Annotated in this window: 19 protein-coding genes; 12 read left to right on the top strand and 7 right to left on the bottom strand. The window is 66.5% G+C overall.

Going from position 1 to position 21,099, the window contains the following annotated elements; genetic code table 11:
• The first annotated feature begins 85 nt into the window (after window positions 1-85).
• From GW587_RS30965 to GW587_RS04855, 8 genes are all read left to right on the top strand, one after another.
• Window positions 86-1,801: a hypothetical protein gene (locus GW587_RS30965; protein ID WP_207393353.1), complete on the top strand. Its 1,716-nt coding sequence runs from the start codon at window positions 86-88 to the stop codon at window positions 1,799-1,801.
• A 62-nt stretch (window positions 1,802-1,863) separates the two neighbouring features.
• Complete coding sequence (locus GW587_RS04885) at window positions 1,864-2,247, top strand: hypothetical protein (protein WP_229259301.1); 384 nt, start codon at window positions 1,864-1,866, stop codon at window positions 2,245-2,247.
• On the top strand, window positions 2,244-2,930 hold the full coding sequence (locus GW587_RS04880) for a C39 family peptidase (RefSeq protein WP_166099333.1): 687 nt from the start codon (window positions 2,244-2,246) through the stop codon (window positions 2,928-2,930). Before GW587_RS04885 ends, GW587_RS04880 begins: the two co-directional genes overlap by 4 nt.
• A gap of 13 nt (window positions 2,931-2,943) precedes the next feature.
• Entirely contained in the window at window positions 2,944-3,432 is a 489-nt protein-coding gene (locus tag GW587_RS04875; protein WP_166099330.1) for a hypothetical protein, read from the top strand.
• 9 nt (window positions 3,433-3,441) lie between these two features.
• Window positions 3,442-4,503, top strand: a complete 1,062-nt coding sequence (locus tag GW587_RS04870) for an acetate kinase (protein WP_229259300.1) — start codon at window positions 3,442-3,444, stop codon at window positions 4,501-4,503.
• A 191-nt stretch (window positions 4,504-4,694) separates the two neighbouring features.
• Window positions 4,695-7,193: a hybrid sensor histidine kinase/response regulator gene (locus tag GW587_RS04865; RefSeq protein ID WP_207393352.1), complete on the top strand. Its 2,499-nt coding sequence runs from the start codon at window positions 4,695-4,697 to the stop codon at window positions 7,191-7,193.
• The gene (locus tag GW587_RS04860; RefSeq protein WP_371875545.1) at window positions 7,190-9,385 is read left to right on the top strand and encodes an ATP-binding protein; all 2,196 of its coding nucleotides are present in this window, start codon (window positions 7,190-7,192) and stop codon (window positions 9,383-9,385) included. Before GW587_RS04865 ends, GW587_RS04860 begins: the two co-directional genes overlap by 4 nt.
• 69 nt (window positions 9,386-9,454) lie before the next feature.
• Window positions 9,455-10,420, top strand: a complete 966-nt coding sequence (locus tag GW587_RS04855; RefSeq protein WP_166099328.1) for an MBL fold metallo-hydrolase — start codon at window positions 9,455-9,457, stop codon at window positions 10,418-10,420.
• 17 nt (window positions 10,421-10,437) lie between these two features.
• Here the strand turns inward: GW587_RS04855 and GW587_RS04850 are convergent, their stop codons facing one another.
• Together GW587_RS04850 and GW587_RS04845 are read right to left on the bottom strand one after the other, a co-directional pair.
• Window positions 10,438-11,493 (bottom strand): alkene reductase, encoded by a 1,056-nt coding sequence (locus GW587_RS04850; protein WP_166099325.1) that lies wholly within the window; start codon window positions 11,491-11,493, stop codon window positions 10,438-10,440.
• 10 nt (window positions 11,494-11,503) lie between these two features.
• Window positions 11,504-11,800 carry an ArsR/SmtB family transcription factor gene (locus GW587_RS04845; protein WP_166099322.1) on the bottom strand — a complete coding sequence of 99 codons (297 nt, stop codon included), beginning with the start codon at window positions 11,798-11,800 and terminating at the stop codon, window positions 11,504-11,506.
• 127 nt (window positions 11,801-11,927) lie between these two features.
• Between GW587_RS04845 and GW587_RS04840 the strand changes: the two genes are divergently transcribed.
• Complete coding sequence (locus tag GW587_RS04840) at window positions 11,928-12,938, top strand: hypothetical protein (protein ID WP_166099319.1); 1,011 nt, start codon at window positions 11,928-11,930, stop codon at window positions 12,936-12,938.
• A gap of 182 nt (window positions 12,939-13,120) precedes the next feature.
• On the opposite strand, the gene GW587_RS04835 is transcribed toward GW587_RS04840, so the two are convergent.
• From GW587_RS04835 to GW587_RS04820, 4 genes are all read right to left on the bottom strand, one after another.
• Window positions 13,121-13,480, bottom strand: a complete 360-nt coding sequence (locus GW587_RS04835; protein ID WP_166099317.1) for a DUF1304 domain-containing protein — start codon at window positions 13,478-13,480, stop codon at window positions 13,121-13,123.
• A gap of 126 nt (window positions 13,481-13,606) precedes the next feature.
• Window positions 13,607-14,566 (bottom strand): M14 family metallopeptidase, encoded by a 960-nt coding sequence (locus tag GW587_RS04830; protein ID WP_166099314.1) that lies wholly within the window; start codon window positions 14,564-14,566, stop codon window positions 13,607-13,609.
• Between the two features lie 57 nt (window positions 14,567-14,623).
• Window positions 14,624-14,998 (bottom strand): DP-EP family protein, encoded by a 375-nt coding sequence (locus GW587_RS04825; RefSeq protein WP_166099311.1) that lies wholly within the window; start codon window positions 14,996-14,998, stop codon window positions 14,624-14,626.
• Window positions 14,995-18,267: an nSTAND1 domain-containing NTPase gene (locus GW587_RS04820; protein WP_166099309.1), complete on the bottom strand. Its 3,273-nt coding sequence runs from the start codon at window positions 18,265-18,267 to the stop codon at window positions 14,995-14,997. Before GW587_RS04820 ends, GW587_RS04825 begins: the two co-directional genes overlap by 4 nt.
• A 240-nt stretch (window positions 18,268-18,507) precedes the next feature.
• On the opposite strand from GW587_RS04820, the gene GW587_RS04815 reads away from it, so the two are divergent.
• The 3 genes from GW587_RS04815 to GW587_RS04805 are packed head-to-tail and all read left to right on the top strand — an operon-like array spanning window position 18,508 to window position 20,604.
• Window positions 18,508-19,146, top strand: a complete 639-nt coding sequence (locus tag GW587_RS04815; RefSeq protein ID WP_166099307.1) for a DUF1906 domain-containing protein — start codon at window positions 18,508-18,510, stop codon at window positions 19,144-19,146.
• A 2-nt stretch (window positions 19,147-19,148) separates the two neighbouring features.
• Window positions 19,149-19,439 (top strand): hypothetical protein, encoded by a 291-nt coding sequence (locus GW587_RS04810; RefSeq protein WP_371875544.1) that lies wholly within the window; start codon window positions 19,149-19,151, stop codon window positions 19,437-19,439.
• 10 nt (window positions 19,440-19,449) lie between these two features.
• The gene (locus tag GW587_RS04805) at window positions 19,450-20,604 is read left to right on the top strand and encodes an acyltransferase family protein (RefSeq protein ID WP_166099303.1); all 1,155 of its coding nucleotides are present in this window, start codon (window positions 19,450-19,452) and stop codon (window positions 20,602-20,604) included.
• Here GW587_RS04805 and GW587_RS04800 read toward each other — a convergent pair.
• Window positions 20,601-21,065: a hypothetical protein gene (locus GW587_RS04800; protein WP_166099300.1), complete on the bottom strand. Its 465-nt coding sequence runs from the start codon at window positions 21,063-21,065 to the stop codon at window positions 20,601-20,603. The two genes, GW587_RS04805 and GW587_RS04800, sit on opposite strands and share 4 nt — an antisense overlap.
• Between the last annotated feature and the right edge of the window lie 34 nt (window positions 21,066-21,099).

Genomic DNA, 21,099 nt, shown 5'->3' with positions numbered 1-21,099 from the left:
TTGCGGAAGAAGGGTGGCCGGGAGATCGGTCCCCTGGCGCCATGATGCTTGATCAACCCATATAACAGCAAGGTAGGGAAACGCTATGAAAAAATCTTTGATCGGCGCCGCCATCGCGCTGGCGTTCAGCGCGCAGGCTTACGCCCAAACCACCACGCCACCCACCACCGCCACCACCCAATCCGGTGCCGGAGCGCACGCCAGCGACAACGCCAGCGCCGCGCAGGACAGCAGCAACAAGAACGACAATAACAACAGCACCGGCGCGGCCGGGGCCAGCGCGGTCGGCGCCGTTGCCGCCAATAACGGCGGCGCCGCCACCTCCACACTCAGCAATGCCTACAACACCTCGAGCGCCGACGCCACCACCACGCTGACCGGCACGGTGAGCGGCAACACCGTGCAGGATATCGGCAACCGCGCCACCAACACCGGCAATAGCACCGGCGGCATCGGCGGTTATGGCTCCGGCGGCAACGCCACCGGCGGCAACGCGGCCGCCACCGGCGGCGCCGGCGGGGCGGCGGCGGGCGGCAGCGGCGCGGCCGGCGGCCTGGGCGGCAGCGCCAGCAACGGCAGCGCCAGCAACGGATCCCCGTCGGTCGGCGCCAGCGTCGGCGGCGCCGGCGGGGCGGGCGGCTATGCTTCCGGCGCCACCAGCGGCATCGGTGGCCAGGGCGGTTGGGGCGGCGCCGGCGGCATCGGCGGCGCCGGTGGCGCCACGGCCGGCGGTGCCGGTGGCGGTGGCGGCCCGACCGGCGCGGCAACGGGTGGCGCCGGCGGCGGCGTCGGCGGTTCCACCGGCGGCAGCGGCGGCAGCAGCGGCGCCGCCACCGGCAGCAACGGCGGTGCCGGCGGCGGCACCGGCCTGGCCGGCGGCGGCAGTGGCGGCTCGGGAGGCGTGGGCGGCGCGGGTGGCGCGGGCGCGGCGGGCGGCTATGCCGGCAGCGGCTCGGGCGGCGCCACCAGCTCCGCCTCCGGCGGCGGCGCCGGTTCCGGCGCGGCCAGCGGCGCCAACACTTCCGGTGCGCCAAGCGAGGGCGGGACCGGCACGCCGCCGTCGCAGTCGGCCAGCGCCGGTTCGGGCGCGGCAAGCGGCGGCGGCGCCGGATCGGGTGACGGCACCACCACCACCGGCACGGCCACCGGCGGCGCCGGCGGCGCGGGCGCATCCGGCGGCGCGGGTGGCGCCGGCGCGTCCGGTTCCGGCGGCACCAACACCGCCGGCAACGGCGCGGCCGGCGGGGCGGCCAGCAGCGGCAGCGGCGGCGCCGGCGCGGCGGTGACCCAGACCGGCGGCGCGGGCGCGGCCGCCACCTCGGGCGCGGGCGGGACCGGCGCGGCCGGCGGTAGCGCCAGCAGCGCCGGCGCGGCCGGCGGCGCCGGCGGCACGGGCGCGGCGGGCGGCAACAGCGGGGCGGCCGCCAATACCGGTGGCGCCGGCGCGGCGGGCGGCGCGGCGACCGGCGGCACGGCCAGCAACGGCGATCCGACCAACGGTAGCGCGACGGCGGGCGCCGGCGGCGCGGGCGGTGCCGGTGGCGGCGGCAACACCGGTGGCGCCGGCGGCGGCGGCGGCACCAACAGCGGCGGCGCCGCGACCGGTGGCGCCGGCAACGGCGCGGCCGGCGGCGCGGGTGGCGCGGTGGCGGTCAACGCCGGCACCTTCAACATGTCCAACGCCATGAGCAGCGTCGGCCAGTCGGCCGCCGGCATCATGGTGGCGGCGCAGAACAGCGGCATCTCCGCGCTGATCCAGCAAAGCGTCAACGTGCAGTCCAACCTGAACGTGGGCAAATAGGCGGCGGCGGGCGGTGCGCCGCGTGGCGTGCCGCCCTCATCGGCAACGACAGGAGGGACGCCATGAGCAAACATTTATGCGCGATCGCGCTGCTGGCGGCGGGACGGCTGGCCGTGGCCGCCGACGCCGCGCCCGCGCCGCCGGCGCCGCCGGTGCTGCTGGTGCCGGAGATCGTCATCCAGGTCGCCGCGCCGGACGGCTTCGACGGCCCGGCGGTGGCGGCGGAGAAACTGGGCGCACTGCGCGGCGGCGCCGACACGGTGAGCAACAGCATGCGGCTCGAGGGCGCGGTCAGCGGCAACTCGGCGGTCAATGTGCTCAGCGGCGCCAACTCGATCGACGGCGGCTCGTTCGGCAATATGACCGGGCTGCCGATCGCGATCCAGAATTCCGGCGCCAACGTGCTGATCCAGAACGCCACCATCATCCATATCGAGATGCAATGAACACCCGGGCGATGATCTTGGCCGGCGCCGTGTTGTGCGGCGCCGGCGTCGGCGCGGCCGGCGCGGCGGACCTGCCCGGCGTGGGCGGCGGCGCCTATGCGCTGCCGGTCGCCAGCCTGAAGGAGGCGCGCTTCCGCTCGGTCGTGCGGCAGCAGGACGACTTCAGTTGCGGCTCGGCGGCGGTGGCGACGCTGCTCAGCTATCACTACGGCAAGCCGGTCAGCGAGCGGGATGTATTTTCCGCCATGTACGCCGGCGGCGACCAGGCCAAAATCCGGCGCGAAGGGTTTTCCTTGCTGGACATGAAGCGCTACCTGGCGCAGCAGGGGTTCATCGCCGACGGCTACCTGCAGCCCTTGCAGAAGTTGGCCGAGGCGCGGTTGCCCGCCATCGTGCGCATCGTCGAGAACGGCTATCTGCATTTCGTCGTCATCAAGGGCATCGAGGACGAGCGGGTGCTGCTGGGCGATCCGGCCGGCGGCACGCGCGCGCTGCGGCGCGACGCGTTCGAGGCGATGCGGCCGGACCAGTTGCTGTTCGTGATCCACAACTGGCCGGGCCAGCCGCACTTCAACCTCGCGGCGGACTGGAGCGTCGCGCCGCGCGCGCCGCTGGGCGAGGCCATCAGCCGTTCCAGCCTGACCGATATCACCCTGTTCAAGAACGGCAGCGGCAATTACTGAAGGAGGTGCCGTCATGCGCATCCTGTTTTTGAGCGTCCTGCTGGCCTGCGCGGCGGCGCGCGGCGCCGGTCCGGGCACTGATCCCGCCGCCGGCTGGACCGCCGTCGACGACGCGGAGCTGGCGGGCCGGCGCGGCGGCTTCGACCTCGGCAACGGCATGCTGGTGTCGCTGGGCGTCGAACGTTTGATTACGGTCAATGGCACTGTTGTAGTAAACAGTCGTTTCGACATCCCCGATGTGACACAGTTGAGCGCTGTGCAGGCCCGCCTGGCCGGCGAAGCGCTGGCCGGCGCGGTGGTCCAGGTCGGCGACGGCAACCGCGTCGAGCCGGGCCCGGCCGGGCAGGCGATGGGGGCGCTGTTGATCCAGAACAGCGCCAACGATCAGGCGATCCGCAGCCAGACCACGATCAGCACCACGGTCGGCAACCTGGCCCTGCTCAAGGCGGTCAACTTTGAAAACAGTCTGCGCGACGCCTTGAGCGCCGCGGTGGGCAAATAGGGAGGAACGATGCGCGCAACCGCGATGGGCTTGGCCGTGACGATGGCGTGGTGGGGCAGCGCGCTGGCGCAGCAGGGGGAAGCGGTCGGCGCGCCGCCGCCGCAGGACGGCCGGCCGCCGGCGGTGGCGCCGCTGTTCGAACAGCCGGGGGTGTTGACGCCGCGCGGCAAGCTGGTGCTGGAGCCGTCGCTGCAGTTCGGTTATTCGTCCAGCAACCGGGTGGTGCTGGTCGGCTACACCATCATCCCGGCGCTGCTGATCGGCCTGGTCGACGTGCGCGAGGTCAAGCGCAACACCACCACCGCCGCCGTCACCGGCCGCTACGGCCTGAGCAACCGGCTCGAGCTGGAGCTGAAGGTGCCGTATGTGTACCGCTCCGACTCCACCGTCAGCCGCGAGATCTTCACCGGCACCGGCGTCGACCGCGTGTTCGACACCAGCGGGCGCGGCGTCGGCGACGCCGAGCTGGCGCTGCGCTACCAGCTCAACGACGGCGGCGTCGACAAGCCGTACTACGTGGCCGGGCTGCGCTTCAAGTCGCGCACCGGCACCGACCCGTTCGAGGTGCTGACCGATTGCAGCCAGCGCTGCGTCGGGCCGAACGCCACCGGCACCGGCTTGCCGCTGGACCTGCCGACCGGTTCCGGTTTCTACGCCCTGCAGCCCAGCCTGACCTGGCTGTACGCGAGCGATCCGGCGATCCTGTTCGGCGGCGTCAATTACCTGTACAACTTCAAGCGCCACAACGTCAATCGCAAGGTGCTCAACGGCGAGTGGGAACCGCTGGGCACGATCGAGGCGGGCGGCGTGATCGGCTTCAACTTCGGCGTCGGCCTGGCGCTGAACGACAAGGCGTTGATGAGTTTTGGCTACGACCACAATTCGATCGCGCGCACGCGGCAGAACGGGGTCGCGGTGCCGGGCTCGGTGCGCACCCAGCTGGGCACGCTGCTGGTGGGCTTCTCGTACCGGCTCAGCGACAAGCGCACGGTCAACATCGCGGTCGGCGCCGGCCTGACGCGCGACACGCCGGACGTGCAGCTGTCGTTCCGCCTGCCGATGACCTTTTAAGGCCGCCGGCCCCCGCACTGTGCTATTGTGGGGGCACGTTACAGGTCCCATCTCCAAACTTCGCGAAGTCCCATCATTCAGCCCGCCGCCGCGCGGGCTGCCTCGGCTCCCACCGCCTAGCTGTCGCAAGCTCTTCACGCCTCCGCGTGCCAATTCTATGTGACAAATCCATGTGACCCTGGGAGAACATCTTGATCCTCGACCGCTCGCTGTACGATGGGCAACTGCTGTTGAAGGCCGGCGCCTTGCAGAACGCGATTTTCAACAGCGCCAATTTCTCCAGCATCGCCACCGATGCCCAGGGCGTGATCCAGATCTTCAACGTCGGCGCCGAGCGCATGCTGGGCTACAAGGCGGGCGACGTGATGGACCAGATCACCCCGGCCGACATCTCCGATCCGCGCGAGCTGATCGTCCGCGCCGCCGCCCTCAGCATCGAATTCGACACGCCGATCACGCCGGGCTTCGAGGCGCTGGTGTTCAAGGCCTCGCGCGGCATCGAGGATATCTACGAGCTGACCTACATCCGCCAGGACGGCAGCCGCTTCCCGGCCATGGTGTCGGTGACCGCGCTGCGCGACGACCGCGAAGCGATCATCGGCTATCTGCTGATCGGTACCGACAACACCGCGCGCAAGGGCGCCGAGGAAGCGTTGCTGAAGGCCGGCGCGCTGCAGAAGGCGATCTTCAACAGCGCCAATTTCTCCAGCATCGCCACCGACGCCCAGGGCGTGATCCAGATCTTCAACGTCGGCGCCGAGCGCATGCTGGGCTACAAGGCGTCCGACGTGATGAACAAGATCACCCCGGCCGACATCTCCGATCCGCTGGAGGTGATCGCGCGTGCCCAGACGCTGAGCGTCGAACTGGGCACGCCGATCACGCCCGGCTTCGAGGCGCTGGTGTTCAAGGCCTCGCGCGGCATCGAGGACATCTACGAGCTGACCTATATCCGCCAGGACGGCAGCCGCTTCCCGGCCATCGTCTCGGTGACCGCGCTGCGCGACGACCAGGACAACATCATCGGCTATTTGCTGATCGGCACCGACAACACCGCGCGCAAGCAGGTCGAGGCCGAGCAGGCGGTGCTGGACCAGCGGCTGCGCGACCAGCAGTTCTACACCCGCTCGCTGATCGAATCGAATATCGACGCGCTGATGGCGACCGATCCGCGCGGCATCATCACCGACGTCAACCAGCAGATGGAATCGTTGACCGGCAGCACCCGCGACGAATTGATCGGCGCCCCGTTCAAGAATTACTTCACCGACCCCGAGCGCGCCCAGGCCGGCATCTCGCGCGTGCTGCGCGAAGGCAAGCTGACCAATTACGAGCTGACCGCGATCTCGCGCGACGGCGTCGAGACCGTGGTGTCGTTCAACGCCTCGACCTTCCACGACCGCGACCGCAAGCTGCAGGGCGTGTTCGCGGCCGCGCGCGACGTCACCGAACGCAAGCAGTTCGAGCACCGGCTGCAGGAAAACAACGTCGAACTGGAAAGCGCCAAGGCCACCGCCGAAAAGGCCAACCTGGCCAAGTCGGAATTCCTGTCGAGCATGAGCCACGAACTGCGCACGCCGCTCAACGCCGTGCTCGGCTTCGCGCAACTGATGGCGTCCGACCAGCCGCCGCCGTCCAGCACGCAGCAAAGCTCGATCGACCAGATCCTGCAGGCGGGCTGGTATCTGCTGCGGCTGATCAATGAAATCCTCGACCTGGCGATGATCGAATCGGGCAAGGTCAGCCTGTCGCGCGAGGCGATGTCGCTGACCGAAGTGCTGCTCGACTGCAAGGCCATGATGGCGCCGCAGGCGGAACAACGCGGCATCGCGCTCAACTTCCCCAGTTTCGAAAACCTGTTCTTCGTCCACGCCGACCGCACCCGGGTCAAGCAGGTGATCGTCAACCTGGTGTCGAACGCGATCAAATACAACCGCCTCGGCGGCGCCGTGACGGTCGACTGCACCCAGCGCGAGGACGGCCGCATCCGCGTCGGCGTGAGCGACACCGGCACCGGGCTGACGGCGGAGCAACTGGAGAATTTGTTCCAGCCGTTCAACCGGCTCGGCCGGGAAACCAGCGCCGAAGAGGGCACCGGCATCGGGCTGGTGGTGACCAAGCGCTTGATCGAGCTGATGGGCGGCGGCATCGGCGTCGCCAGCAAGGTCGGCGTCGGCAGCGAATTCTGGTTCGAACTGATGGCGTCCGAGGCGCCGGAGTTGCCGTCCGAAGGCGCGGCGCCGGACGACGGCGCGCCGGCGGCGGTGGACCTGGACCACGACCGGCCGCACACGCTGCTGTATGTCGAGGACAATCCCGCCAACCTGGCGCTGGTGGAGCAACTGATCGCGCGCCGCGACGACATGCGGCTGCTGACCGCCGTGACCGCGCAGCTGGGCATCCTGCTGGCCAAGCAAAACCGGCCGGACGTGATCCTGATGGACATTAATTTGCCCGGCATGAGCGGCTACGGCGCCTTGCAGGTGTTGCGCGCCGATCCGGCCACCGCGCACATCCCGGTGATCGCCTTGTCGGCCAACGCCATGCCGCGCGACATCGAAAAAGGCGTCGAGGCCGGTTTCTTCAATTACCTGACCAAACCGATCATGGTGCGCGAGTTCATGGACGCGCTCGACCTGGCGCTGCACCACGCCGCCGCGCTGCAGGCCGGCGCCGAGGCCGGGCAGTGAGTCCGGGCGCGATTTTCCCGACGCGCGGCGGCGCGGCCGCGCCCGCCGTGACGCTGGAGAATTGCGCCCGCGAACCGATCCACATCCCCGGCAGCATCCAGTCGCACGGCGCGATCCTGGTGCTCGACAGCGCTGGCACGCTGTTGTCGCACAGCGCCAACGCGGCCGCCATGCTGCGCCTGCCGCTAGTGCTCCAGACCACGCTGGACGGCATCGGCATCGACCCCGCCGTGCGCCAGCTGGTGCGCGACTGCCTGGCCGAGGTCGAGGGCGGCGAGGCGCCGCCGATCGCGCTGGAAACCATCATCGGCGACGCCCGCTTCGACTGCATCATCCACGCCCACCAGGGACTGGTCATCGTCGAATACGAACGGCGCGACGTGCCCTCGGATGCGGTGTCGGTGTTCGCGCTGAAGGCGCACGGCGCGATCGAACGGTTGCGGCGGCAGAAAACCGTGGCCGCGCTGCTGCAGTCGGCGGTGGACCAGATCCGCGTCATCACCGGCTTCGACCGCGTCATGGCCTATCGCTTCCGTCACGACGACAGCGGCGAGGTGGTGGCCGAGGCGTGCCTGGCGACGCTGGAACCCTACCTCGGCCGGCGCTATCCCGCCAGCGACATTCCGCCACAGGCGCGGCGGCTGTACGTGGTCAACACGCTGCGCCTGATCAGCGACGTCGGCTATGTCGCCTCGCCGATGGTGGGGCGGGCCGACGCGGCGCCGCTCGACATGAGCTATTGCGTGCTGCGCAGCGTCTCGCCGATCCACCTTGAATACCTGAAGAACATGGGCGTCGCCGCCTCGATGAGTATTTCCATCGTCATCAACGGCCACCTGTGGGGCCTGATCGCCTGCCACCACCAGGCGGCCCGGCAGGTGCCGTACTCGATCCGCATGGCGGCCGACGTCATGGCCCAGGTGCTGGCGGCCGAGGTGCAGGCGCTGGAAATGCGCGAACGCACCGCGCTGATCGAGCACGCCGCCGAACTACGGACGCGGGTGATGGCCTCGCTGCTGCGCGACGAGGACGCGCTGGCGGCGCTGACGCCGCACGCCGGCGAGCTCTGCCTGTCGCTCGGCGCCGGCGCCGTCATCATCGTCGACGCCGGCCGCATCCATGTGCATGGCGAGGTCGCGCCGGAGGTGGTGGCCGCGGTGCTGGACTCGCTGCCGGTGCAGGGCGCCGACATGGTGACGCGCAGCGGCCGCGACGATTGGCCCGCGCCGCAGCGCGCCGCGTGCGGCCGCTGGGTCGGCCTGCTGGCCTTGCGCTTCGACGCGGCGGCGCCGGGCTGGCTGCTGGCGCTGCGCGAGGAACAGACGGAAGCGGTGCGCTGGGCCGGCCAGCCGGGCAAGATCATCGCGCACGGCCCGCTGGGGCCGCGCCTGACGCCGCGCGGTTCGTTCGCCGAATGGCGCGAAACCGTCGTCGGCCAGGCCGAGCCGTGGCAGGCGGTGCACGCCATCATCGCGCGCCAGCTGCTGGCCGAAATGAACACCGCCTCGGTGGCACGGCACATGGTGGCCGACAAGGCGCGCTCGCAGTTGCTGGCGATGCTGGGGCACGACTTGCGCAATCCGCTGCAGACCATCACCATGGCCGCCAGCGCGCTGGAGCGGGGCGGCTCGCAGGAAATGGTCGGCCGCCGCATCAAGGCGTCCAGCGGGCGCATGGCGCGGCTGATCGCCCAGGTGATGGACATGAGCCTGATCACCGGAGGCATGCGGCTCGGCCGCAGCCGCGAGGCCTTCGACCTGGTGCCGCTGGTGACCGATCTGGTGGACGAAGTGCAGATGGCCAGGCCCGGCATCACGCTGCGCGCCGAATTGCCCGCGTGCGCCATGGTCAATGGCGACCCCGGCCGGATCGCGCAAGTGGTCGACAACCTGATCAGCAACGCCTGCCACCATGGCCAGGCCGGCGAACCGGTCCTGATCGTGCTGCTGAAGGACGCGGACGGCTTGCTGCTGGAGATCAGCAATGTGGCCGACGAGATCGACGCCGACAGCGCCCGCACCTTGTACGACCCGTTCAAGCGGAGCGGCCACCAGCAGAAGCGCAACCGGGACGGCATGGGGCTGGGGCTGTACATCGCGCAGCAGATCATGCACGAGCACGGCGGCGGCATCGCCTATGTGTACCAGCCGCCGCGCGTGGTGTTCCGGGTCCGTTTCGCGCCCGGCGCCTGACGTCGCAACCGACTTGACGCATTTGAGGTATTGTAGCGTTCCTGACAAATCTGAAAAACAAGGGGAGCCATGCTTACGACGACATCGACCCGGACCGCCGCCATCCTCGCCGCGCTGGCCGCCTCCATCGCGGCCATGCCGGCCCAGGCCGCCGCACCGATGGCCAAGTTCCAGGCGCCGGGTTTTTATCGCACCACCTTGGGCGATTTTGAAATCACCGTGCTCAACGACGGTACCATGGACTTGCCGGTTTCCAAGCTGCTCAAGCAGCCGGCCGCCAAGACCGACGCCGCGCTGGCCCGGTCGTTCGAGAAAAGCCCGCTGCAAACCTCGGTCAACGGCTTCCTGATCAACACCGGCGCCAAGCTGATCTTGATCGACGCCGGCGCCGCCAGCCTGTTCGGCCCGACCCTGGGCCAGTTGCTGGGCAACCTGAAGGCGTCCGGCTACAAGCCGGAGCAGGTCGACGAGATCTACATCAGCCACATGCACGGCGACCACGTCGGCGGTCTGGCCAGCAACGAACAGCGGGTGTTCCCGAACGCCACCGTGCGCGCCGGCAAGCTCGACGCCGATTACTATCTGAATCCGGCCAACCTGGACAAGGCCTCGGCCGAGGCCAAGGACGATTTCCAGGGGCCGATGGTGTCGATCAATCCGTATGTGAAGGCGGGCAAGTTCCAGCCCATCGTCGCCAACAGCGAGCTGGCGCCGGGCATCAAATCCTACCTCAACGGCGGGCACACGCCCGGCCACATCACCTATGTGGTCGAGAGCAAGGGACAGAAGCTGGTGTTGCTGGGCGATTTGCTGCACGTGCAGGCGGTGCAGTTCGACAATCCCGGCGTCGGCATCGCGTTCGACGAGGACAGCAAGGTCGCCATCGCCGAGCGCAAGGAAGCGTTCGCGGCGGCCGCCAAGGGCGGCTACCTGATCGGCGCGCCGCACCTGGCGTTCCCGGCGCTGGGCCACGTGCGCTCGAACGGCAAGGGTGCTTACCAGTTCGTGCCGGTCAACTACACGCAGCCGCGCTGAACCGGGGTTAGTTCCGGTTACGCCAACGCCGGGTAGTCGGTATAGCCTTCCTCGGCCGGCGCGTAGAAGGTGTCGGCATTCCACGCGTTCAGCGGCGCGTCCTGTTGCAGACGGCGCACCAGGTCCGGATTCGAGATGTAAGCCTTGCCGAACGCGATCGCGTCGGCGGCGCCGCTGTCCAGCACTTGTTGCGCGGCCTGCTTGTCCATCTTTTCATTGGCGATGTAGACGCCGCCGAATTCCTTTTTCAGCAACGGCCCCAGGCTGTCCTCGCCGACCGCTTCGCGTGCGCAGATGAAGGCGATCTTGCGCTTGCCCAGCTCGCGCGCCACGTAACCGAAGGTCGCGGCCGGGTTCGAGTCGCCCATGTCGTGCGAATCGCGGCGCGGCGCCAGGTGCATGCCGACCCGGTTCGCGCCCCACACCGCGATGCAGGCATCGGTCACTTCCAGCATCAGGCGGGCGCGGTTCTCGATCGGGCCGCCATAGTTGTCGCTGCGCTGGTTGGTTTTGTCTTGCAGGAACTGATCCAGCAGATAGCCGTTGGCGCCGTGAATTTCCACGCCGTCGAAGCCGGCCTTCTTGGCGTTTTCCGCGCCTTTTTTATAGGCGGCCACGATGCCGGCCAGCTCTTCGGTATCCAGCGCGCGCGGCACCGGATAGGCGCGCTGCGGACGCAGCAGGCTGACGTGGCCTTCGGCCGCGATCGCGCTGGCCGAGACCGGCGCGTCGCCGTTGAGGAAGCTCGGATCCGAGATGCGGCCCACATGCCACAGCTGGGCGAAGATCACGCCGCCGGCCTGGTGCACCGCCGCCGTCACCTGCTTCCAGCCTTCGACCTGCTCGTCGGACCACAGGCCCGGCGTGTCGGCATAGCCCACGCCCTGCGGCGTGACGGCGGTCGCCTCGCTCAGGATCAGGCCGGCGCTGGCGCGTTGTGCGTAGTACTTGGCCATCAGCGCGTTCGGCACGCGGGCGCCGCCCACGGCGCGGGCGCGGGTCAGCGGCGCCATGACGATACGGTTTTTCAGCGTGATGTCGCCAATGGTGATCGGGTCGAAAAGATTTGCCATGTTCAGTTTCCTATAGTTGCATTTGATCGATGAAGGCCTGGATCACAGCTTCATCACGTTTGAAATAGTTCCATTGGCCGACACGGTGCGACGTGATCAGGCCGGCCTTGAGCAAGGTGGACAGATGCGCCGACACGGTCGACTGCGACAGCTCGCAGCGGCGGTCGATCAGGCCGGCGCACACGCCCAGGCTGAGCGGATGCTGCTGGTCCGAGAAATACACCTCGGGCTCCTTCAGCCACACCAGGATCTGGCGCCGCATCGGGTTGGCGAGGGCTTTGTGTATAGCGTCTATGTCCATCTGCATGTAACGATATATAGATCGTGTTTTTCCGATTTCAATATCGTCATAATACGATACAAAAGAAAAGCGTGCTGCCGGCCGCAAAATCCTTTATGGTGTGGAATATTGTTGGAAGGCTAACGGAGAGCGTATGTCGAGTCATTATCTGGATGTGGCGATCGGCCTGTCGTACACCTTTCTGGCGGTGAGCCTGCTGTGCAGCGCCACGCGCGAAGCGATCGCGTCGCTGTTCCAGACCCGCGCCAAGGTGCTGCTCGACGGCGTGCTGACCATGCTGCATGAATCGGCGGGCAAGAAGAAAATACGCGGCATCGTGCCGTCGATCCAGCGCTTGCTGCGGCTGGACCGCGGCTTCGGACTGGACAAGCTGGGCGCGCAATCGCTGACGGCCGAAGTCATGGGCCATCCGCTGATCGTCGGCATGGCGCAGAAAGGGCGCATGCCGTCGTATATCCCCTCGGCGATCTTCGCCCGCGCCTTCATTTCGACGCTGACCGCCAGATACGGCAAGGCGCAGACCGCCGCCATGCTGCTGGCCAAAGTCGGCAACGACGGCCTGAGCCGCACTTTGCTGGCGATCATGGGGGAGGGACCGGACAACGTCGCGGCGCTGGAGGCGGCGGTGCGCATCTGGTACGACACGGTGATGGAGCGCACCAGCGGCTGGTACAAGCGGCGCTCGCAGCTGGTGCTGTTCTGCGTGGGTTTGTTCTACGCGTGCGCGATCAATATCGATGCGCTGGGATTGTCGCAGCGTTTGTGGAACGATTCCGCCGTCACGGCCGAGCTGGTCCGCAAAGCGGCCGAGGCCAAGCCGCCTCCGGCGCCGCCCGCCACGACCCCGACCCCGACCGCGCAAGCGGCGCAGGCCGGGCGCGAATTCCAGGCGGTCAAGGCGCTGCCGATCGGCTGGCCGTCGCCGCGCTTCGACGCCGCAGCGGGCAAGGGCGCCGGCGCCTTCGTGCTCGCGCTGGTGTTCGCCCTGTTCGGCTGGATCATCACCGCGTTCGCCTCGTCGCTGGGCGCGCCGTTCTGGTTCGACGGCATCGGCTGGCTGCTGGCGCTGCGCGGCAGCGGCGCCAAGCCGCCGGACACCATCCCGTCGGTGGCGCCGCTGGTGCTGCCGGGCACGCCTACTTGACCAGCCGCGCGCACCTGGACGACTGGATCGCCCGCTCGGTGATATCTCGGATCTGCCGGATGGCCTGCTGCGTGCAGGAGGCGGACGTCGTCTCGTGCGGCGCCGGCCTGGCCGACATCTGACGATATCCCACCGCGCACACGGCAAGGGCGGCGGCCACCACCACCAGCGCCCCGGCGAACCTAGACCGCATAGTGCAGCGCCAGCGCGATCACGGCCGGCAGCGTCTGGATCAGCAGGATGGTGCGCTTGACGGTGATCCCGCCCCAGACGCCCGCCACCGCCACGCAGCATAAGCCGAACACGGTGAACGCCGAAGCCGTCGCCGCGTCCGGATGAACGAAGCCGACCACCAGCGCCGCCACCAGGAAACCGTTATAGCAACCCTGGTTGGACATCGCCGGCTGCACCACATCGGCCTTCTCTTTACTCAAACCAAACACGCGGCGGCCGCGGGTCTGGAACAGCACCGTCTCCAGCAAAACGATGTACACGTGTATCAGTACCACCAAGCCGGTGACGATCTGGGCCGCTAAAAACATGGATGCTCCTGGTTGTTATTGATTTAGAAGGAACATTATGACGCGCCCCGGCCACGGCGGCAATTTTGTCATCGGCACCGGGTCGGACCGCCTGCGTGTAAACAGGCCGTGCGGGAAAACTGCAGCTTAGAAGGCCGGATTGGCGCGGGTCAGGTAATACCACTCGCTGTTGGCGCCGGCCGCCGCGTCCGGGAACAGGATGCGGCCGTCGAACTCCGCCAGCACCGGCGTGCCGTCGGCGCGGCTGCCGATCTGCTGGCCTTGCGTCACCGGATCAAAGCTCGACCATGGGCGGCTGAAGCGGTCATCGGCATGCTGCTTGTCGTAGACCGCGACCATGCTCAGCGCCTCCATCCGCTCCGGCGCGATCGGGTCCGGCGACGGCGCATCGATCAAGCCGTGGAAGGCCAGCGTGTTCATGATGGCGCGATAGGCCACCTCGGGCGCCTGCGGATCGGCGTGCTGCCCGCATTCGAGCGTCAACGCATAGCCGCCGGTGCTGCGCATGTATTCGGTGGTGCCCATGCCGTAGCGCAGCACGGTTTGCAGTTCGATGCTGCCGCGCAGGCGCCGCTGCACCCCATCGCCATAGGTGCGCAACCAGCCGTCGACGAAGCGGCGCACGCCAAGCCGGCGCGCCATCGCGCGTTCCTGCTGTTCGTGCCTGAACGGTTCCAGCGGACCATCGTTGTCGCGCGGCCCGACCATGACGAAGGGCTCGCTGTCGGCGTTGAACGAATGCAGGTCGAGCAGCACATCGTGTTGCGCCAGCAAAGGGCACAGCCAGTTGGCGATGCGGTCCTCGAAATCCTGCGGGTTGGAATTCGGGAACAGATTGCGGTTCAGATTGCGTTCGCCGGAGCGTTCGCCCTTGGCGTAGGCCAGCGGATTGGTGACCGGCACGAAGGTGACGCTGCCGTTGCGGATCAGCAGCTGACCATCGTCGAGCTCGCGCATCACGCGCTGAATCGCCTTGGTGCCGCAAGTTTCGTTGCCGTGCACGGCGCCGGTCACGATCAGTTTAATGCCGGCGCACTGGCCGCTGTACTGGTGGGATTTGAATTGGAATTTGTTGGTGTCGCTCATGCCAGGTCCTGGTCAATGGTCCGATGCGCAAGTGTAGGCGCATCGGACCCGCTAATGTTAACGCTCTGGTTCGTTACGAACTTCCGGGTCGTGCGAGAATTCGACGCCGCTTTCATCCTGGAAGTGGAGATTTATCTTCAGCGTCATCGGCGTGGTGTTGGCATCGGTGAACGTCAATTGCTTGCCGCTGACGCTGACGCTGGCGGTGCTGAATTGACCATTTTCCGTTGGCGTGACCGTCATGGGATTTTTGCTGTTAAAGACGATGTCGTTTTTGCCGCTGTCGAAAATTTGATAGTTGATGACCGTGTCTTTCTCCGTCACCCACGGGACAGTCGGCGCTGTTTCCACCTTGTAGCTGCCCGGGGTGTCGCCTGGTCGTACTTTGACAAGAACATTGATGAACGGTGTGCTTGGAATGAGTGTGCTCATGAATTTACTTTCTTCAGTGGGTGGGTGGAAAGGTAGTGCAGATAGACCGGATCGCGATAAGACATCGCTTCGAGTTGTTTTCGGGCCTGTTCGCTTTGCTGAAGCTGATCCAGGCAGGCATGCGCCTTGACCCACGGTGCCAGCACGCGGAAGTCGCTGCTTTTACCGGCCAGCGGGGACAAAATTTGGCGTACCGTATCGCATTGATGTCGCGCGTTGCCGATATCTTTCTGTTCAACGATCTCGGCTTTCAGCAATAGAGCATCGACCAAGCCATTACGGATGATCAAGTCGTTCGGCGTGGACGCGTACAGCTGTTGAAGTTTCTCCAGCGCCGGCGCCAGACTGGCATCGGCCTCGTCGTGCTGACGGTTACGCAAATGTATCGCTGCTTTACGCTGTTGCACGCTGGCCAGTACGACTTGCAGCGTCAGCTTTTTCGGTTCCAGGCGGCTTAACTCCGCGAGATTTTGCTGTAGCTTATTTAGACGCGTCATCACTTGAGCAGGATTCTCTCGTCCTTCCTCGGTCTCGATCATACGCAATTCCGCAATGTACAGGTTCCGCTGCCAGTTCCGATTGCTGTGATCGCTCTCGACTATCGTTTGTAACAGCCCGTAGGCCTGCTGCACAGCGGCGTGGCTGCCGGCCAGATCACCGCGCGCTTGCTTGAGGTCGGAGCGATGCGACCATGCGGACGCCAGTTCATTACTCCATAACGTCTCTTCGGGATTGCTGTTCTGCAGCGATTGCAATAGCGTCAGTTCGCGCTCGCTGAGCCTTTCAGCAAGGTCTAATTTGCCCAGCTGAATTTGAGCGCTGGCCTGCCATGACAGGCTGTTCGCGAGATCCGCTCCCAGGCGTTTGTTCTTGGGCGTCTGCTCGTAGGCGCGCTGTTTCAGCGCCACTGAAAGCTTGAACTCCTTTTCGGCCGCCGCCGCATCGCCGCTGCGTATCGCCACGGTGCCAAGGTTGCTATGCGCGTAGGATTGTTCCACCCACGCATCAACCGAAGCAGGAGCGAGCGCTGCTTGGCGATCGGCATATTTCAGATAGTCCTCAAAATAGCCCCGGGCCAGGATCCACTCTTTCTGATCGAGGTGGATTTGCCCAAGCCAGAAAGCGTTTTCACCGGCGCTTTTAAGCAGGAGTACGTCGTCTGGGCTATGTTGAAGCAGCTTCTGAATGATGGCTTGCGCCGCCTGCAACGCATTTTCGGCTCCGACCGGATCGGCGCGGGAAAATCGTACTTCGGAAATCAGCTGCAGCGACTTGGCGCGCTGCGCCAGCGCGATATCGCCATCATTGCCCCAGAATGGATCCGATAAATACTTCAGCGCGCGATTGCTGATGCTGTCGAGAAGATCCAGCTTGCCGATCGGACGTAACTTGTCGACGAATTCCCCAAGCATATACCCCATCAATCCCTCGGCCTCGGCCCGGTGCTGCTCCGCCACGGTTTGCGCCTTGCGCGCGGCCAAGCCCAGGCCGCCCGCGAGCAGGGCCAGGCCCATGACCACGCACAAAACCACCAGCCGCAGACGCTCGCCGCGCCGTTCGCTCTGCAGCGAGGCGCCGATGAAGGCCTGTTCCTGCGGCGAGAAGCTGAAGCCCGCCGTTTCCAGCAACCGGCGTGCCTGGTTGGTCTGGGTGCCGGACGGCAGCAGCATGTCGCGCTTGCGCTCGGATTCCTGCCAGCGCCGGGCCTGGGCGCTGATGCGGCTGCGCACTTGCAGCGCCTGGCGGTGCTCGTCGATCCACGCCACCACGCGCGGCCAGCGGCGCAGCAGGGCTTCGTGCGCGATGCCGAAGGCGGGTGCGCCGCCCTGCAGGTCGCTGACGAACAGGTGGGCGTCCACCAGCGCTTGCACCAGCTTGTTCTCGGCGTCGTTGCGCAGCGCGGTCCACGGCACGCGGCGCGAGCTGACCGTTGCTTCATCCTCCGCCACCAGCACCAGCTGCGACAGCACATGGGGCAGGGCGGCGATCTGCGTCGGCCCCAGCGCTGAAATCACCTGCTCGGCGCGGGCGCCGATCGCGCCCTCCAGGCCGCCCATCTGGTGGTAGGACGCGTGGCTCAGCTCGCCACCGGGGCTGCGCAGCCGGTACAACTCCTGCAGGCAATATTGCAGCAGCGGCAGCGTATCCGGACCGGAGCGCGCCGCGTTGATCAATACCTCGTCCAGGCCTTCGCCGCGCTCGTCGAGGGTGTAGCGCAGCTGCGCCACCTGCGCCGGGTGGCGGATGATCTGCGCGATATCGGCGCTGCCGGGGGGCGCCAGATCGAAGTGGCCGCCGCGCAGCTTCATGCTCATCAGCGCCGGATAGGCGGTCAGATGCGGGTAAAAGTCGTTGCGGCAGCCGAGGATCAGCAGCAGGCAGCCGGAGCGCGCCAGCTGGTCGAGCACGTTGATGAAGGCCGCGCGCTCCGGCTCGCCGATATGCGGCAGCCGGAACACGGCTTCGAAACGGTCGATGAACAGCAGCACCCGAATCGCCGACAGCTGCTTCTGCAATTGTTCGATCACGCCCGGCAGATCCTGCGCCAGCCGCTGCGCCAGCGCCGCCGCGCTGGTGTTGGCGAACAACAGGCGCTCGCCGAGCTCGGCGTCGAGCAGCACGCTGGCCAGGGTTTCCAGCAGCCCGGCCTGGCCCATGTCGGCGCAATCGAGCTGGACGTGGGTGGCGATCGCGATCCCGGCGTCGGCCGGCGCGGCGCCGGCCTTCAGCGCGGGAATCAGGCCGGCCTGCACCAGCGAAGTCTTGCCGGCGCCGGACGGGCCGAGCACCAGCACCATCGCGCAGGCGGCCTGGACCTGGGATACCACCACCTGCACCAGCTGGTCGACGCCGATCTTGCGGCCGAAGAAAATCGCGGCGTGCTGCTCCTCGAACGCTTCCAGGCCGCGGAACGGGGAGGCGTGCAGCCAGCTGCCGTTGCTGACGTCGTCGTCGTAGCTGAGCTCGGCCAGCAGACGGTAGCCGCGCTTGCGGATGGTTTCGATGTAGCGCGGCTCGACCGCCGAATCGTCCAGCGCGCGGCGCAGCTGGGTGATGATTTTGTGGATCGCGTTGTCGCTCGGCGAGACATCGCCCCAGCACGCTTCCAGCAATTGTTCGGCCGACACGACGACATGCGGATTGGCGCAAAGATGCAATAAAACATCCATCGCACGCGGCTCCAGCTGCCGGCTCAGACCCTCGCAACTGACGGTATTTGTTGCCGGATCAATACGCCACTGTCCAAATCGAAAGCTTTTATGGTTCACACGAATCTTCTCTGCACGATGATGAGTGCTTTGTAATCAATGACTTAGCGATCGGAAGGTTTTCCGAAGGCTGTTTCGGCAGTCTATGGTTACAGTAGTTGCACTACTGCATATTTTGGAAATCTTAACATTATGTCGAAGGAATTAAATAAACAATCTTGCGCATTGAAGATCCGGCCGATTCCTTCGCATTGGCGGCCGGCGCAGTCATCGTTCACCCCGCAGCCTTCTGGAGACCCCATGACTGTCCTGACCGGCGTAAAAGCTCCGTTCGAATTGACGCAGCACGCCATAGCAATAAAGCAACAAGGTATCGACTTCGCTATCCGCTCGTACAGCCACCAGGCCGGCAAGAATCTGTCGCTGGCCGAGGCGCGCGCGCTGACCGACGCCGGCATCCAGATCGGCGTGGTGTGGGAGACGGCCGGTCCGCACCTGAATTACTTCAGCCGGGCGCAGGGACTGGCCGATGGGGCCGCCGCCTACCTGATGGCGCAGTCGGTGATCACCCAGCCGTCCGGTTCGGCGATCTACTTCGCGGTGGACTTCAACCCGGGCGGCGACGAGATCGAGGGCGCGATCATGCGCTATTTCGAAGGGGTGAACCAGGCGTTCCAGGCCGCCTGGCCGGGCGAGTCGCAGTACCAGGTCGGCGTGTACGGCTCCGGCGCTTGTTGCGAAGCGATGATCGCGGCCGGGCTGGCGTCGCTGGGATGGCTGACGGCCCCGGCCGAATTTCTCGGCTCGCGCGACTACGCCGCCTACAGCCTGAAGCAGCTGGCCGCCGCGCTGCTGCCGGTGGACGACGGCAAAAAGATCAGCGTCGACCTGGCGCGCAACAACGAAGGCCGACCCGCCGGTCTGTTCAGGGTGCTGTAGTGGTGAAGATTCATTTTACGGAAACCCATTCGCTGAAGACGGTCAAGCCCGCCAAGACCATCTTTCTTAACAACACCGGGCGGGATGTGACGCTGAAGTTCGTCACGGCGCCGGACATGGTGCTGTCGGCCTACACCATCAGCTCCGGCATCAGCGCCGCGATCGACTGCATCCGGCTGGGCGTGATCGATTATTACTCCTGCCACAGCCAGAACTACGCGATCGCGCCGGACAGCACGGTAGTGTTGACGGTCGCCAATAATGTGCTGACGATGGCGGTGTCGCCCTGCTAAGATATGCCCGATGAATCCATCGACCACCCGCCGCAACGCCGGCCTCGACACTTTGCGCGCGCTGGCGATCGTGCTGGTGTTCATGAACCACTACATGATCTTCGTCAGCGACACGCCGACCTTCGGCTGGATGAGCGAGATCGGCTGGGCCGGCGTCGACCTGTTCTTCGCGCTCAGCGGCTATTTGATCGGCAACCAGATCCTGGGCGCGATCCGCCGCCAGCAGAGCGGACCGGAGCGCTTCTCGCTGCCGCGCTTCTACGCGCGCCGGCTGCTGCGCACCTTGCCGAATTTTTACGTGGTGCTGGCGCTGTACGCCTTGTGGCCGTATTGGCGCGGCGCCAGCGTCATGCCGCCGCTGTGGAAATTCCTCACCTTCACGCAGAATATCCACCTCAATCCGGGGACCGCGTTCTCGCACGCCTGGTCGCTGTGCGTCGAGGAACAGTTCTATCTGCTGCTGCCGGCGCTGGCGCTGCTGATCGCCGCCTGCCGCAAATCGCTGGTGTGGGCCTGGATCGCGGTGGCCGGCACGCTGACCGCCGGCATGGCGATCCGCTATTACCTGTGGACGACGCAGGTCGGGCCGGAGGAGCAGGGCGGCTATCACTACTACACCTTGATTTATTACTCGTCGCTATGCCGCTTCGACGAGCTGGTGTGCGGGGTGGCGCTGGCGCTGCTGAAGAATTACCACGCCGACGCCTGGACGCGCATCACCGCCTTCGGCAACTGGACGCTGGCCGCCGGCGCCGCCTTGCTGGCGCTGACGTGGCGTTTGCTGCTGGACGACCACTACGGCCTGACGATGACGGTGATCGGCTACCCGCTGCTGGGGCTGAGTTTCAGCCTGCTGCTGATCGCCGCGCTGAGTGACGGCTCGCTGTTGCAGCGCTACCGGGTGCCGGGCGCGGCCAGCATCGCCTTGTGGTCGTACGCGATCTACCTGACCCACAAGCAATTGTGCGTGTTGCTGCGGGTGCCGTTGCAGGCGCACGGCTGGGGACCGGACAGCTGGCCGGCGATCGCCATCATGAGCGTGGCCAGCATCGCCGCCGGCTGGGTGCTGTATCTGTTCGTGGAGACGCCGTTCATGAAGCTGCGCGACCGCTACGTGCCGAGCAACTTCGCCAAGCCGGCGCTGCCGACGGCGCTGGCGGCCTAGTTCAGGTCGATCACGTCGAAAGGCGATTGCATGCCGGCGAGGAAAGCCATCAAACTGCGCGCCCGTTCGCCGAGCTCGTCATGGCGGGTGGCGGCGATGGCCGCGCGCAGGCCGGGAAGGACTTCGGTGATGTGCGGACTGTCGTAGGCGGTGACTAGCAGCGCGGCCAGTTCGGTGGCGCGGCCGCGATTATTGCGCATGCGCTCCTCCAGCATCGCCAGCAGCGCGCGCTGCATGCGCGGCGTCGGATTGGTGATGTAGCCGAACACCAGCGGCGTATTGCCGATGGCCTCGCACAAGCGGCTTTCGATCTGGTCCGGCTTGACATCGGAAGCGATATCGAAATAGGCCCCGTTCCAGGTCGTGCGCTCGTACGGATGGCCGGGCGGGAAGGAATCGGCCGTCTCAAAGCCGAGAATGTGGCTCAGGTAGCGCAGCCATTTGAGGATAGTGGGCATCATCCCGATATTCTAGCCGGTACTCCGGGGTCAGAGC

Source organism: Duganella aceris, assembly GCF_011090165.1.
GTDB classification, from domain to species: domain Bacteria; phylum Pseudomonadota; class Gammaproteobacteria; order Burkholderiales; family Burkholderiaceae_D; genus Rugamonas; species Rugamonas aceris.
Note: the sequence above shows the minus strand (reverse complement) of the source record. Positions and strands in the feature narration are given on the sequence as shown.